10 protein-coding genes are annotated in these 14847 nt (G+C 74.2%); 3 read left to right on the forward strand and 7 right to left on the reverse strand.

The genetic code is table 11. From position 1 onward, the window contains the following. Positions 1-132 precede the first annotated feature (132 nt). A complete protein-coding gene (locus ACN27G_RS35445; RefSeq protein WP_421496976.1) occupies positions 133-2463 on the reverse strand; it encodes a transposase in 2331 nt (776 codons plus the stop codon). Positions 2464-2500: 37 nt separating this feature from the next. Beyond that, the gene (locus tag ACN27G_RS35450; RefSeq protein WP_421496977.1) at positions 2501-3490 is read right to left on the reverse strand and encodes a DNA primase; all 990 of its coding nucleotides are present in this window, start codon (positions 3488-3490) and stop codon (positions 2501-2503) included. Between the two features lie 153 nt (positions 3491-3643). Here ACN27G_RS35450 and ACN27G_RS35455 point away from each other — a divergent pair, with 153 nt between their 5' ends. Next, positions 3644-3985: a PadR family transcriptional regulator gene (locus ACN27G_RS35455; protein WP_421496978.1), complete on the forward strand. Its 342-nt coding sequence runs from the start codon at positions 3644-3646 to the stop codon at positions 3983-3985. Positions 3986-4003: 18 nt separating this feature from the next. Here ACN27G_RS35455 and cydC read toward each other — a convergent pair whose 3' ends face one another. The 4 genes from cydC to ACN27G_RS35475 form a co-directional block, all read right to left on the reverse strand. After that, positions 4004-5965, reverse strand: coding sequence for a thiol reductant ABC exporter subunit CydC (gene cydC, locus ACN27G_RS35460; protein ID WP_421496979.1), 1962 nt, complete (start codon positions 5963-5965; stop codon positions 4004-4006). Further along, the gene (gene cydD, locus ACN27G_RS35465) at positions 5965-7794 is read right to left on the reverse strand and encodes a thiol reductant ABC exporter subunit CydD (protein ID WP_421497594.1); all 1830 of its coding nucleotides are present in this window, start codon (positions 7792-7794) and stop codon (positions 5965-5967) included. The genes cydC and cydD overlap by 1 nt, the downstream gene beginning before the upstream one ends. Positions 7795-7951: 157 nt before the next feature. After that, positions 7952-8875, reverse strand: coding sequence for a M56 family metallopeptidase (locus tag ACN27G_RS35470; RefSeq protein ID WP_421496980.1), 924 nt, complete (start codon positions 8873-8875; stop codon positions 7952-7954). Positions 8876-8879: 4 nt separating this feature from the next. Next, a complete protein-coding gene (locus ACN27G_RS35475) occupies positions 8880-9335 on the reverse strand; it encodes a BlaI/MecI/CopY family transcriptional regulator (RefSeq protein ID WP_421496981.1) in 456 nt (151 codons plus the stop codon). A 188-nt stretch (positions 9336-9523) separates the two neighbouring features. Between ACN27G_RS35475 and ACN27G_RS35480 the strand changes: the two genes are divergently transcribed. Then, positions 9524-9703: a hypothetical protein gene (locus ACN27G_RS35480; protein WP_421496982.1), complete on the forward strand. Its 180-nt coding sequence runs from the start codon at positions 9524-9526 to the stop codon at positions 9701-9703. A 49-nt stretch (positions 9704-9752) separates the two neighbouring features. Next, complete coding sequence (locus tag ACN27G_RS35485) at positions 9753-10907, forward strand: FxsB family cyclophane-forming radical SAM/SPASM peptide maturase (protein ID WP_421496983.1); 1155 nt, start codon at positions 9753-9755, stop codon at positions 10905-10907. A 12-nt stretch (positions 10908-10919) separates the two neighbouring features. On the opposite strand, the gene fxsT is transcribed toward ACN27G_RS35485, so the two are convergent. Then, positions 10920-14840, reverse strand: a complete 3921-nt coding sequence (gene fxsT, locus ACN27G_RS35490; protein WP_421496984.1) for an FxSxx-COOH system tetratricopeptide repeat protein — start codon at positions 14838-14840, stop codon at positions 10920-10922. Between the last annotated feature and the right edge of the window lie 7 nt (positions 14841-14847).

The following is a 14847-nucleotide window of genomic DNA, read 5'->3' on the forward strand; positions in this document are numbered from 1 at the left end:
TCTCCCACCGGCCGATCGGGCTGGCTCACGGCGGGCTTGTGACGGCATTCAGGAGCGTGCCCACGGGCAAATGCCACCGGGTGACGAGCGGTGGTGGTCCGGCGGGGTCGGAAGTGGTTGGTCCGGCGGGGGTCAGGAGCGGTAGCCGGCGGAGCGGTATTCGTAGTCGCGGTTGTCGGCCCGCTCGTCCGGATCCCGGCTGAAGTCCCAGCCACCGGCGGCCTCCCGGCCCGGCCGGCCGCCGACGGCGTAGCCGCCGATCTCCTGGCCGCGCCGCCAGCCCCGGAAGTAGCCGGTGGTGTGCTCGGCGATCCGCGCCGCGTCACGCACGATCCGCAGTGGCCGCTCGTCCCGCAGCGGCGAGCCGGGCACCAGGTTGGCCTGCGGCACCCGCTTGGGCAGGCCCGCGCTGGTCGAGGCGCCCACCGAGGGCCGGGCCGCCTGCTCGGCGGCCCGCCAACCGCTGTCGGCCGTCGATGCCCACTCGACCTCGGTCTCTTCCGGATGGCCGGTGAACCAGGCGGACTTGGCGGCAGCGAAGATCAGCAGGTCGCCGTCGCCGTCGTCGTCGGAGACGGGGGGCTCGGTCGGCTCCACGCCGCGCCGGGGCAGGCCCGGCCCGCTCCGGGCCGGCTCCTCCCGATCCACCAGGCGCAGCGGCGGGTTGTCGGCGGGCAGGTCGCCACGACCGCCCCGCTCGGCCGGCGGCGGCTCGACCAGGCGCAGCGTGGGCGGCTCCGGCGGCAGGTCGTCCGCCTGCCACGGCGGGGTCACCCGGCCGTCGCCGGGCGGAGTGCTGACCGGCGCGTTCCGCTCACCGGACTGCCCGTACGCCGGATGTCCCGCACCGGTCGCCCGGTCGTCCTGGTCATCGCCCGGCACCAGCGGCCAGTTGGCACGGGAGCCGGGCGGCGCCGACGGCTCGGGCCGGGCGGCCGGCACCGAGACGGTCAGGCCGGCAGCCGAGATCGTGCCCGGGCGCGCCGCTCCGTCCCCGTTGGTCTTGGGCCGGGGCGTGATCGGGGTCGGCCGGCGCTCGTTACGGGCACTGTTGATCGCCGCCGTGGTCAGGGTGGCCCGGAACGGTTCGCCGGCCTCGGCGGGCGGGATCGACCCGCGCTGCGTCGGTGGCATCGGAGTCATCCCGGGCGGCGGGGGCGGCGGCGCGGAGACCGGTCGGTTCGCCAGCGGATCGTTCTGGTACGCCGGTGGTGCCGAGGAGGGCATCGCCGAGCGGGACCCGCGCGGCGCACCGGAGACCGGCACGGCCGGCATGGAGAGCGTCGCGGCCGGGGAGAGCGGGGGTGCGGAGGAGGGGGTGAGCGGTGGCGGCGCCATGGGCGGCGGTGCGACCGGTGGCGGCGCGACCGGCGGCGGCCCCATCGGTTGCGGGGTGGCGGGCGCGGTGCTCGCGGCCGCCGGCTGGTGCCGGCCGCGCCGTCCCGAACTGGGCACCGGTTCGCGGGCCGGACCGGGCAGCCCGGTGCCGCCCGGCGCGGGTGAGGCGGTCTCGCCAGCGCTGCGCCGACCCGCCGCCCGCCGGCCCGGAGCTGGGGCGACCCGGGCGGAGAGGGTGGCTATCAGCGCGTCACAGCCGGCGTCGCAGGCGCGTACCGCCGCCACCGCCTGCCGGACCGCCTCGGCCGAGGCGGAGGTGAATGCCTTGTTGGTGATGCCCCGCGGCGGGGTCTCCGCGATGGCGACCCGCAGCGCGGTGACCGCCTCGGTGATGACGGCGGTCTCGGCGACGCCGTCCGCGGCGAGGTGGGCGGCGATGGCATCGGTGGCCACCGAGGTGTCCCGACCGCGCGCGCTGGTCCCACCGAACATGCCCGGCTCGGGAAGGGCGTCCAGCACGGCCAGGGAGACCGGCTCGGCCGGATCGGGATAGGCCCGCAGCGCGGCCGGATAGAGCTCGCGCAGCACCTCGCGCAGGGCCACGGCGGCGGCGTGCCGGCCGTTGGCGAGCGCGGCGTGCGCGGCGAGCACCGGTTTGAAGCTGATCAGCTCGCGCGGCGGGGGCAGGCTGGCCGCGGAGAGCGCACCGGCCTGCAGGGCCCGGGCGAGCCCGACGGCACGCCGCTCGGCCGGGGCGGACTCCCGCTCCTCCGCCGACTCGTCGTCGGCGAAGCGCTCGGCGAAATCGTCGACGGAGTCGTCGTCGGCAATGGCCAGTGGACGACCGGCCGCGCTCAGCAGCGAGGTCACCAGGTGGTCGTCGCTGTCTGCCGCGACGGCCGCGCCGCTCGGTCCGCTGCTCCGTTCGACGAGCACCGTACCGAGCCGGGCGTAGCCGGCCGGATCGTCGGTGATCTCGCAGACATGGAGCAGCCTGCCTGCGTCATCGACCACCGCGGAGGTCAGCGTCGTGCCGGCCGGAGCCGGCCGCCCCGCCACATCCGCAGAGGCCAGACCGCAGTACACCCGCACGAGCGCCACGGCGTCGTCCTCCTCCCGAGACACAGGGGTGTGCCAAAGACTGATGCTCCCTGGTAAGGGGTCAGTCGCGCCAGTCCACGGCGGCAGAGATCTTGCCGATAATCGTGCGCCACCCGAGACTTGCGGTTTGTGCCCCGATTTTCTTGAGCCGCCGCCGGCCCCGGATCCTGCCGAAACCGCCGGCCGTGGTCGCCCGGAGCGCCTCGTCGAGGTCGTCCAGGCTGGAGCCGGGAGAAAGCATATCCAGTACGGCGGGGAGCCGGAGCGCGTAGGCGAGGTCACGAGCGATCTCGCCGGCCTCGATGAGCAGGGTCGGATCCCAGACGTCGTGCCCGCCGCGCAGGTTCTCCACCACGAGGTCCAGCTCGTAGGAATCCTCGTCCAGCGGTGCGATGTCGGCCGGCTCGAGCCGCTCGACGAGCTGGTCCCAGGTGTCCAGCTCGGCCAGATCGTGCGGTGCTCCCGACCTCACGAATGTGACAAGTGCCTCAGGAGTCTTGAAGAGCAGCAACCTGCCGCGGTGCGTGAGGAAGGCCGGAACCTCCTCGGCCTCCTCCTCCACCGCCGTTTCCTCTTCGGCCGTGGCGGCGGTGGCGGTGTCCGTGTCGTCGTCGGAGTCCCCGCGTCCGCCGGCCCGCTCCGCGTCCTCCCGCTCGGCCTCGGCGAACTGGTCGGCGACCTCCTCGTCGAGGATCACGACGGTCTCGTCGCCGTCGTCCTCGTCGTCGACCTCTGCCCGCCGCGATCGGCTGGCGAAGAGGTCGTCCTGCTCCCGGTCCTCGATGTCGGTCGGTGTCAGCGTCCCCTCCGGGCGGTACGCCCGCAGGGTGAAGCCGGCGCCACTGGGCAGGGCGATCTCGACCGGGTCGATCCGGACGTCTTCCCACAGCGCCCGGTCGGCGGCGCCGGCCGTCGTGCTGTCGACGCCGGCGTCGTCGGGGGTTACCGAGGAGTCGGAGCCGTTCTGCCCGGGGTCGGCAGCTTCGTCGCTTCCGGCCGGCTGGTTGCCGGGCTCGTCGGTGTCGGGCCGGTGGGACGACTGGCGGGCCACGCTGACCTCCGTGTGCGCTCGATATGGGCACCCAACCGGCGGGGGGAGCCGGCGGATCGGTGACTCTGCGCACACACCCTAGTAGGCCGGCGGCGGGCGTGGATGCCGGCACCCCGTTGGACTTCCCTGGGCATATTAGTAGGCTTGCTACCTATGAACGCCCAGGCGTTGCACGGCCATCTCGATGCGCTGCTGCTCGCGGTGCTGGAGCAGGGCGCGCTGCACGGGTACGCGATCATCGAGGCGCTCCGGGCCCGCAGCGGCGGTGTGCTCGACCTGCCGACCGGCACCATCTATCCGGCGCTGCGCCGGCTGGAGCGGGCCGGCTACGTCAGCAGCGCCTGGAGCATCGTCAACGGCCGCGAGCGACGGACCTACGAGCTGACCGGTGCCGGGCACCGCGCCCTGGCCGGTGAGCGGAGCAGTTGGCAGGAGTTCAGCTCGACTGTCGGGCGGTTCCTCGGCGGGGCGGCGTCGCCCGGCGCGCCGGCCTGACCCGCGCCTCGGGCGCCATCAGGAGCCGACGGCGAGACGGTCGCGTTCCGCCGCCGTCTGGCGGAGCCACTGGTCGCGGTACCAACCGGGGCGCTCCACCAACCCGGCGTGGCTGCCCCGTTGCGCGATCCGGCCCGCGACGAGCACGACGACGTCGTCATATCGGTCCAGACCCGAGAGTCGATGGGTGACCAGGACCACGGTGCGGTCCGGACCGGCGTACGCGGTGGCCGAGGCGAGCACCCGGTCGGCGGCGTCCGGGTCGAGGCCCTCGGTCGGCTCGTCGAGCACGAGTACTCCGGTCGGAGCCGCGAGCAGCGCCCGGGCCAGCAGCAGCCGCTGGCGTTGCCCGCCGGAGAGCTGACCCCCGTCCTCGCCCACCATCGTGTCCCAGCCGGCGGGCTGCTGCCGTACCCAGTCGAGCAGGCCGGCCGCCCCGGCCGCCCCGGCCAGCTCGTCGTCGGAGATCCCGGTCCGGCCGAGCAGCAGGTTCTCCCGGACCGACGCGTGGAAGACGTGTGCCTCGGCGAGCAGCCCGCCGACGACCCGGGGCAGCCGCTCGACGGGGAGGTCGGCGAGGTCGACGCCGTTGAGGAGGACCCGGCCGCCGTCCGGCCGGACCATGCCGGTCAGCACGGCGAGCAGGCTGCTCTTGCCGGCGCCGCTGGGACCGACGACGGCGACCCGGGTCCCGGCCGGAAGGTCCAGGCTGACGCCGTCGAGCGCGGGTACGCCCTGCCGGCGGTAGCGGAGACCGACCTGCTCGACCCGGCAGTGCAGCCGTCCCGCGAACTCCTCGGCACCGTCGCCGCCCGGCTCCGGCGCACCGGCCCGGCCAGCCGTTGCCGACCCCGACGCGGCGGCCCGCGGCGTGGGGCCGGCGTGTGGTGCCGGGGCGGCGTGCTGTGCCGGAGCGGTCGGGCGGTCCGCCAGGGTTGCCGGGTTGCCGTCGGCCGGCACCAGCAGGTCGGCCACCCGGCCCAGCCCCGCACGCGACCGGCTCCACTGCCGCGCGGCCCCGACCAGGGCCAGGGCCGCCTCCACGGCGGCGAGCGTGCCGACGGCGAGCACCGCGACGAGTACGCCGTCGACCCCCGCCCGGAGCGCCACGCTGAGCACCGCGACGCTGGTCGCTCCGGCCACCAGCACCCCGAGGCCGTCCACGGCCCAGCCCAGCGCCGCCGTCCGGCGTTCCAGGCGGGCCAGTTCGCGGGCCCGGGCGTCGGCCCGGTCCAACGCCGACCGGGTCGCGCCGAAGGCGGCCAGGTCGGCGGCGCCCGAGGTCAGATCCACCGCGTCGGCGGCGAGCGCGCCGCGCAGCGGTGCGACCCGGTCGGCGGTACGGCGGGTGAGCAGCGCCGCCAGCGCCGGAAGGGCCGCCCCGGCGACCAGCAGCCCGCCGGCCAGGGCCAGCCCGGCGAGCGGCTCGACGGCGGACGCGCCGGCCACGGCGAGCAGCCCGACGGTCGCCGCCGCGGCACCGGGAACCAGCACCCGGAGCAGGAGGTCCTGCACCGCCTCCACGTCGGAGACGAGCCGGCTGAGCAGATCCCCGGAACGCTCCGGGGCGGTGTCGGGCAGGTCGTGCCCGGCGGTGTCTGCCGGGTCCTGCCGGGCGGCGTCCTGCCGACGGATGCCCGGTCGGACCGCATCCTGCCCGGCGGTGTCCTGCCGGGTGGCCAGCGTGGCGAAGACCCTGGTCCGCACCTCGGTGACGACCCGCAGGGTGGCATCGTGTCCGGCCAGCCGCTCGGTGTAGCGCAGCACCCCCCGGCCGATCGCCAGGGCCCGCACCGCGACGATCGCCACGGTGAGGGTGTCCAGCGGCGGCCGGCCGGCGGCGCTGACCAGCAGCCAGGTCGCGGTCGCCAGCAGCGCGAGCCCGGCGAGTTCGGTACCGGCGGCCAGCAGACCGGCGCCGACCAGCCGACCGAGGTACGGTCGGGCCAGCTGCCAGACCGTACGTTCGGGCCGCAGCATCACGCGACCACCTCCCGCGGCGTTCTGGCGTCGGGTGCGGCTCCGTCGACCGGGCCGGCGGTCTCCTCGGTCACCCGTCCGTCCTCGACCCGCAACACCCGGTCCGCCCCGGCGAGCAGCGCCGGGCGGTGCGCCACGAGCAGCGCGGTACGCCCGGCGACCAGTCGCCGGGTGGCGTCGAGCACGGCGGCCTCGGACCCGCCGTCCAGCCGGGCGGTCGGCTCGTCGAGCAGCACGATCGGGGCGTTCCGCAGGAAGGCCCGGGCCAGTGCGACCCGCTGCCGTTCGCCGCTGGACAGCCCGTGGCCGCGTTCACCGAGCCGGGTGTCGAGGCCGTCGGGGAGGGCGGTGACGACCTCGTCCAGGGCGGCGTCCCGGGCCGCCTGCCGGACTGCCCCGACGGGTGCGTCCGGGACCCCGAGCCGGATGTTGTCGGCCAGCGAGGTGCCGAAGAGATGGGCCCGCTGCGGCACCCAGGCAAGCTGCCGGCGCCACCGGTCCAGGTCCAGGGCGGCGAGGTCGGTGCCGCCGACGGTGATCCGCCCGCTCGTCGGACTGGCGAACCCGAGCAGCAGGTTGAGCAGGGTGCTCTTGCCGGCACCGCTCGGCCCGACGATGGCGATCCGCTCGCCGGGCCGGATGGTGAGGGTGACGTCGCGCAGCGCCGTGGTGCGCGGATACTCGACCGTCACGGACTCGAACCGGATCTCACCGCCTGCCCGGTCGCCGTCCGGCCCGCGACCGTCGGCCCCTTCGCCGTCCGCTCCTCCGCCGTCCGGCCGGTCTGCCCGGCCGACTGCGGATACCGGGTCCGGTCGCCGGGGCGCAGTCGCGCTCTCCGGCTGCCCTGCCGCTGCCCGGCGCTCCGAGGGCCTGGTCGGTTCGTGACCGAGCAGGGTCAGCGCCTCGTCCAGCGCGGTGAGTCCCTCCTGGCTGGCGTGGAACTGACTGCCGGCGGCGCGCAGCGGCAGGAACGCCTCCGGGGCGAGCAGCAGCACCAGCAGCGCCGTCTGCAGGGCGAGCCCGCCGCCGAGCAGCCGTAGACCGATCGGGACCGCGACCAGCGCGACCGAGACGGTGGCGACCAGTTCGAGTACCAGGGCGGAGAGGAAGGCGATCCGCAGCGTCCGCATGGTCGCCGACCGGTGCCGGTCCGCCATCCGCCGGACCACGGCCACCTGGGCGGAGGCCCGGCCGAACAGGTGCAGGGTGGGTAGCCCGCGCACCATGTCCAGGAAGTGGCCGCCGAGCAGGGCGAGCCGGCGCCACTGGCGCTCGGTGGCGGCCTGGGCCTGCCAGCCGACCAGTGCCCCGAAGATCGGGATTAGTGGCAGCGTCACCGCGATGACCAGGGCGGAACTCCAGTCGGCGAAGACCAGCCGGGCCAGTACCGCCAGCGGCACCGTCACGCTCAGCACGAGCTGGGGCAGGTAACCGGTGAAGTACGCGTCGAGCGCGTCCAACCCGCGCCCGGCCAGGGTGGCGAGCTGGCCCGTACGCTGCCCGGAGAGCCAGCCCGGTCCACGCCGGCCGACGGCGTCGAGCAGGTCGGCGCGGAGCGTGGCCTTGACCGTCGCCGCGGCGCGGGCCGCCACCGTCCCCTGCGCCCAGAGCAGGGCCGCCCGTCCGGCCACGCTGGCCAGGAAACCGGCCAGGGCGGTCCGGTCGAGCCGCCCGCCGGCCGCCTCGGCCAGCAGCATGGCCAGCGTGGTGGCCTGGGCGATGACCAGTGCGGCGCCGGCGACGCCGAGGACCCCGAGCAGCCCGAGCTGTCGCCGCGCACCGGGCACCTGGCGCAGCAGACGGGGATCGAACGGACGGCGTTTCAGCGGTGCCGGGCCGAGGCGCCGGCCCGGCAGCTCCGCCGGCTCGACCGGCTCGACCGGCTCGGCCGGTGACCATCGGGGATCCATCTACCACGCAACTTCTCGGGCGGTTTCCGGGTCAGGGGCTATCTTACTACGCTATGTAGTAGAGATCCGTGGGTCAGTTCAGGAACAGCGACACCGGCAGGCTGACCAGTGCCGCGGCCAGTGCCAGCGCGGTCGCGCCGGGCAGCCGGCCCGGCCGGCGGGCCACCAGCAGTCGCTGGACCCGGGCGTCGAGGCCGCCGTCCGCCACGCCGAGGGCGCCGGCCGGGGTGACCCGGGAGCCGGCACCGGCGAAGCGCAGCAGTGCGGCGGCGAGCGGGGCGTCGGCATGCAGCCGCCGGGCCTTGTCGTCGGCCCGCATCTCCACCAGCAACGCCACGGCCTCGTGTGCGGCGCGCACCCAGCGGACACCGGGCAGGGCCCGGCAGAGTGCGGTGAAGGGGAGCAGCACGAGATCGTGCCGCTCGTCGGCGTGTGCCCGCTCGTGACTGAGTACCGCCGCGAGCTGGGCCCGGTCGAGCAGGCTCAGGGTGCCGGCGCTGACCACCACCCGCGGGCGTACCCCGGGCAGGCAGTACGCGGTCGCGCTGGGGTGGTCGAGCACCAGCGCGCCGGGCGCGGCCGGATCGTCCCGGGCCACCAGCGTGAGCAGGTCCCGGTGCCGGCGCTGGGCCCGCAGCGCACCGAGCAGGCTGCGCGCGGTCGAGCCGAGCAGGACCACCGCCACCCCCACGCCGATCCCGACCAGCCCGAGGTGGGTGACCCCCATGCCACGCGGAAGATCACCGCCGCCGACGAGGTCGCCGGCGAGCGAGCGGAGTGCCGAGCCGGTGCTCTGCCCGTACGGAGCGAGCCCGAGAGCGATCGGCAGCCCGATCGCGGAGAGCCCGAGAGCCAGCCCCACCGCCTGCCAGCAGATGATCGCGACCCGGGGACTGTGCCAGGCCCACCCTGCGCCCAGCCGGCCGGACCGGGTCAGCATCCGGGCGGCGAGATAGCAGGCCAGCACGGCGAGCGCGAAGTGCGCGGCGTACGTCATCGGGTCATGCCTCGCGCTTCACGGCGGGCCGCCGGTCGCCCGGCGCCGGGCTGGTCGGTGCTCCCGGCTCAGCGGGCTCCTCCTGTGCGTGCGCCGCGATGTCGCCGGCTTCCCCGGCGAGCGCCGCCCGCAGCACCTCGGCCTCGGTCCCGGTCATCGAGCGGGCGAAACGGACCAGTGCGGCGTCCCGGCTGCCGGCCAGGTCCAGGGCGTCGAGCATCAGCCGTGCGATGTGCGCCTCGCGGCTGGCCGCCGGCCGGTAGCGCCAGGCCCGCCCCTCCCGCTCGCGCTCCACCATGCCCTTGCCGGCCAACCGGTCGAGCACGGTCATCACCGTCGTGTACGCCAGCTCACGGTCCCGCAGCACGTCGGCGACCTCGCGTACGGTCGCCCCGGCACCGGCGCCCCGGTCCCAGAGCACGTCCATCACCGCACGTTCGAGATCACCGAGTCGTGTCACGTCGCAAGCCTACTACCCGGTGTCGTAAGATGCCGACCCGTCGACTGCCCGGCCCGTCCGGCGTCCACGGCGGCGAGGTCGCCGCTCCGCCTGAGGTGGCCGCTCGAGGCAGCCACCTGAGGTGGCCGCCGCCATCGCGGCGCACGGTAACCTCTGTCTAACATACTGCGGCGGAGGACGAGTGCGGCATGAAGAGAGTCGGACCGGACGTCGAGGGACAGTTGGTCGATCTCGACGACATCCCGCTGGCCCAGGTGCTGCTGCTGGACGACGACGAGAGCGTCCTGGCCAACTCGATCCGGAGGGTCATCGATGCGGCCCAGCGGGACCCCCAGGACACCGTGGCGGCGTTCAACAACTACGTTTGAGGCGCTGCCGGGCCAGGTGATCGGGGACGGTGCTGCCGGTTCCGACAGGGTGGTCGGAACACCGATCCGGCAGGTGCTGCTCAAGGTCCACAGCCGGTGCAACCTGGCCTGCGACTACTGCTACGTCTACCAGCACGTCGACCAGACCTGGCGCGACCGGCCGAGGACGATGTCCCGGTCGGTGGTCGAGCTGGCGGCGACGCGGATCGCGGAGCACGCCCGGCGGCACGGTCTCGGCCGGCTGACCGTGATCTTCCACGGTGGCGAACCCCTGCTGGCCGGCCGGGAGCTGCTCGCGTACGCCGCACGCGCGGTCCGGGCGGCGGTGCCGGTGACCACCGCCGTCGACCTGCGAATCCAGACCAACGGAGTGCTGCTGGACGAGGCGTTCCTCGACCTGTTCGGGGAGCATGGCATCCGGGTCGGGATCAGCCTCGACGGTCCGGCGGCGGCGAACGACAGGCATCGGATCTTCGCCGGAGGTCAGGGCAGTCACGGCCTGGTCGCGCAGGCGCTGGACCGGCTGCGCCAGGAGCGCCACCGGCGCCTGTACGGCGGAATCCTCTGCACCGTCAACCTGGAGAACGATCCGATCGAGGTGTACCGGCACCTGCTGACCTTCGACCCGCCGCGGATGGACTTCCTGCTCCCGCACGGCAACTGGAGCGCACCACCACCCGGCCGGCGGACCGACACCGCCGACGCACCGTACGCCGAGTGGCTGATCCAGATCTTCGACGAGTGGTACGCGACCAGGCCGCAGCGGACCGGCGTCCGGCTCTTCGAGTCTCTCATCGATCTGCTGCTGGGCGGGCGCAGCGGCAGCGAGGTGGTGGGGCTGAGCCCGAGCGACCTGATCACGGTGGAGACCGACGGCGCGATCGAGCAGGGCGACGCGCTGAAGACCACCGAGGAGGGGATGGCGGCCACCGGGCTGCACGTGGCGTCGTCGACCTTCGACGAGGCGATCGCACAGCCGTCCTTCCAGGCCCGGCAGGCCGGTCTGGCCGGACTCGCCGCCACCTGCCGGGCCTGCCCGCTCGTCCGGGTCTGTGGCGGCGGCCTCTACGCCCACCGTTACCGCGCGGCGAACGGGTTCGACAACCCCTCGGTGTACTGCCGCGACCTGACCAGGTTGATCCGGCACATCCACGCCCGGCTGAGCACGGAACTCTCCGCGCTGCGGACGCGCGAGCCCGGATAGCCGACCCCGCGTTCAGAACTGCAGCAGATCGATCTCGCACTCCGCCCGCTCCCCGGCGAGAATCGCGGCGGTGAGCGGATGTTCCCGGCCGACGCCTCGGGTGGCCCGGGCCAGCAGATCGGCCCGAAACTCCGCCAGCCCGTCGACCACTCCGAGCGCGGTCCGGCTCGCGGCCAGGTTGCAGCCGGCCGCCAGCACGTCCGGGTGTGTCTCGTGCAGCACCAGCATCATCGCGTCGTACGCGGGAATCTCCATGGCCAGCGCCGCCGCCGGATCGCCGAGGGCGAACCGGACGTTCGCCGCGATGACCGAGCACTGCAGGGTGTACGGATGGTCGGCACCCAACACGGTCCGCAGACCGTCGACCACCCCGTCGGCCAACCGGCGGGCGCTGTCCAGCTCGCCGTTGCGCCGCAGGTAGATGACGAGATTTCCCGTGAGCGTGAGCGTGTCCGGGTTTTCGTCGCCGAGGATGTCGCTCTGCCGCCGCACCACCTCCCAGCCCAACTCGAGCGCCTCCACCTGGTTGCCGAGTGCCGAGAGGGTCAGCGCGAGCGTGTTGGCACAGGCCAGCCGGTCCGCATTGGTCACCGGGCGGGTGGCGGTGAAGGTGGCGTAGGCGGTCCTGGCCAGTGCCAACGCGGCGTCGAGCTGGCCCAGCCGCCGGAGGGTGGCGACGAGTTCGATCCGGGTGCGCATGGTGGCCGCCTGGTCCTCGCCGTGCACGTCGCGGTGCCCGCTCAGCGCGCTCTCCAGCACCCGCCGGCTGGCCCGTAGATCACCGGAGAGCCGCAGCACCCTGCCGTAGTTGGTGGCCGAGAAGAGCGTGTCCGGGAAGCGTTCGCCGAGGAGCCGCCGCCGGCCCTGGTACGCCTGCTCGTGCAGCCGGCGGGCCTCCTTGTAGTTGCCGATCTTCTCCAGGGTGACGGCCAGGTTGTTCATCGCCCGGTAGCTGCGGCGGTGGTCGGTGCCGTAGAGGGCGACCGCCTGGCGCAGTGCCTCCTCGCCGAGCTCACGTGCCCGGTCGTAATCTGCCTCGGTCCACAGGTCGGCCGCCAGTCCGGCCATGCAGAGCAGGGCGTACTGATTCCGGAGTCCGACGGTCTCCCGCAGCCCCTGGTAGGCATCCTCGCCCAGCCGCCGGGATTCGCGGTATCTGCCCGCCGGGCGGAGCGCGTTGGCGAGGAAGATCTTGGCGGCCAGCACCTTCAGGTCGTTCTCCGGCCACACCTCCCGCCATGCGGTGAGCGCCGACTCCATCAATTCGGCGCTCGCCACGAAGTCGCCTCGGCGGAAGAGATAACGCCCGACGTCGAGGACGAGCTGGCGGACCTCCTCGTCGGGCGAGTCCAGCGCGCCGGCGGCCTCCACGTGCGGCCAGAGGCCGGCAAAGGCCGGCCAGGTCGCCGGACGCTCCGAGTCGCCCGGACTGGCGGCGACCAGGATCTGGTGTACGTGCCGCCGGTATCCGGCCGCCACCTCGCTCGGCATCCGCTCCCGAATGACGGCCGACACCAGCCGGTGCATCTGGGCGCTGCCCAGCGCCTCGTTGAAACTGGCCAGGGCGTACCGTCGGGTCTGCGCGATCAGCCCGGCGAAGGTGGCGTCGTCGCGCAGCGTCGCGTTCTCGGCAGCCACGACCTCGATCAGCTTGCGGCTGTAGAGCAGCGTCGCCGGGATCGGCTCCGGCCCGAAGAAGGCCAGCAACTCGGTGAGCCGGGCCGCCGGCGGATTCTCCTCGCGGAGCTGATCCAGGGAGATCAGCCAGGTCACCGCGCCGGCGCGTTCGTATCCGGCCGGCGGGTTCTCCGCGAGCAGCCGGGACAACTGCCGGTCGAGCAGGGCAAGATAGCGGTCGACCGGCATCCGGGTCGCCGCCAGCCAGGAGCCGGCCTGCTCGACGGCGAGGGGAAGGTCGCCGAGCGCCTCGGCGACCTGCTCGGCCTCCCGCTGGCTCAGGGCCGGCATCCGCTGCCGGAGCAGTTCGACGCTCTCCTCCCGACCGAACGGCCGGACCTCGACCAGTTCCCCGTCCTGACCCCACACCGGATCCCGCGAGGTGACCAGGACATGCGCGGCACCGCGCGGGAGGAGGTCGGCCACCTCCGCCGGTGCACCGGCGTTGTCGAAGACGAGCAGCCACCGCCGGTCCGTGGCAGGGCGTTCCAGGGTGTCGAGCAGCAACCGGATCCGGTCCCCGGTCGTCGCCGCGCCGGCGATCCCGAGTTCGTCGGCGAGGTCGATCAGGCCGGCCCGGGCCATGCTGTTCTGGGCCGCCGAGATCCACCACACGGCGTCGTAGTCGGTGGCGAACCGGTGTGCGTACTCGTTCGCCACCTGGGTCTTGCCGACTCCGCCGATGCCGCTGAGGACCAGCGGCGGGACCGGGGCGGGGCGCGTCGACAGGTATTCGCGGATCCGGGCCAGCAGCAGGCGGCGACCGGTGAACCGCACGTTGCGCAACGGCAGCCGGGAGACCCGGGGCGGTGCCGGGAAACGGGGTGCCCCGGGCCCGGTGCCGGGCTCGACGACCGGCCGGTTGAGGATGGCCAGCAGGCCGTTGCGGGCGGTCTCCGCGGCCATCCCGGCCACGTCCAACACCCCGAGCCGTTCGAGCTCCTCCGGCGGTGGGGTCCCGTCCAACGAGAGGGTCAGCACGCTCGGCCGGCCGGGTTCCGCGGTTGCCGTCAGGCGGCGGAGCCACTCCGCGAACCTGCGCGGCGGCCGGTACGACGCGGAGAGCAGCACGGTGACCAGGTCGGCCTCGACGGCGGGCTCCGGCTCCGCCATCCCGTCCCGGTCCGGATCCGCCGTCTCCCGCAGGACGGTCGGCAGCCCCACCTCGGCCATCACCCCGGCCACCCACTCCGCCCAGACCCGGTCCTCGGCCGCGTAGCTGATCAGCACCCGGGTCATGGCCCGTGGCCGGGTGCGCTCGAACCGGGTCAACCAGTGCCGCCGGACGGACTCGTCCAGCGGCGCGAGCGGCCGGACCTGGGCGCCACCGAGGACGGCAGCCAACCGCTCGTACGCGGCGAGCAGCGTGGCCGGCTGCCGGGCCCGGTCGCCGAAGACCGCCAGGATCTCCTCGTACGCGTAGAACAACTTGTAGGGGATCTCCACGTCGGCCCAGTACCGGGCCCGGAGCTCCGGATCGAGGTGGTCGAGGAAGGGCGCGAACCGGACCCAGGCGTACTCCCGACCGGCTTCGAGCTTGCTCTGCTCGCCCTCCTCGACCCGCATCGGCACGGGCAGGATCCGTACCGGCTCGTCCAGCCGGAGATGGCGGATGGACCGCGCGACGGCCACCGCGCCGTCGATGCTCTGCGTGCTGAGGGTGAAGCAGTTCAACACGATGTCCGGCAGCAGCACGGTGCAGATCCCGGCGCTGTCACTCAGCCCGGTCCGGCTGTCGATCAGGATGAAGTCGTAGTTGTCGCGCAGGTTCTGGCGCAGTTCGGCGAGGAAGGCGGCGCCGCCGAGCCGGTCGTAGAAGCTGGGCCAGTCGAAGGTGCTCACCGTGGCGGAGTAGGCCGGCCCCTGCCGCCCGGCCGGCAGCAGGTCGAGCTCCCCACCGTGGCCGAACCGCCAGTCCAGGGAGACGGCGTAGCGCCGTACGTCGGGGCTCATCGCCGTCGTCGGGGCTGTTGCCGGCGGCTGCCCCTGTACGGCCGAGGCGGCGAAGTCCCGGACCAGGTCGATGACGCCGTCCGAGGCGTGCAGCTGGGGATCGGCCAGCAGGGGGTGGAAGAACCGGTGCAACCCCGGCGACTCCAGGTCCCAGTCCACCGCGAGGACCCGGTGTCCGTTGCTGGCCAGGATCCAGGCGATGTTGGCCAGCGCCATCGTGCGACCGGTGCCACCCTTGTACGAGTAGAAGGTGATTATCCGCCCGCCGGTCCTGCCGGGCGCGGAAGCGGCTGCTGCCGTCATCGACACC

This window comes from Plantactinospora sp. WMMB334 (assembly GCF_049179095.1).
GTDB lineage: Bacteria > Actinomycetota > Actinomycetes > Mycobacteriales > Micromonosporaceae > Plantactinospora.

Bases quoted from the DNA above. Each gene is read 5' to 3' on its own strand.
- ACN27G_RS35455 (WP_421496978.1), top strand. From the start codon at position 3,644: ATGAACGCCCAGGCGTTGCACGGCCATCTCGATGCGCTGCTGCTCGCG.
- ACN27G_RS35480 (WP_421496982.1), top strand. From the start codon at position 9,524: ATGAAGAGAGTCGGACCGGACGTCGAGGGACAGTTGGTCGATCTCGAC.
- fxsT (WP_421496984.1), bottom strand. From the start codon at position 14,840: ATGACGGCAGCAGCCGCTTCCGCGCCCGGCAGGACCGGCGGGCGGATA.
- ACN27G_RS35470 (WP_421496980.1), bottom strand. From the start codon at position 8,875: ATGACGTACGCCGCGCACTTCGCGCTCGCCGTGCTGGCCTGCTATCTC.
- cydC (WP_421496979.1), bottom strand. From the start codon at position 5,965: ATGCTGCGGCCCGAACGTACGGTCTGGCAGCTGGCCCGACCGTACCTC.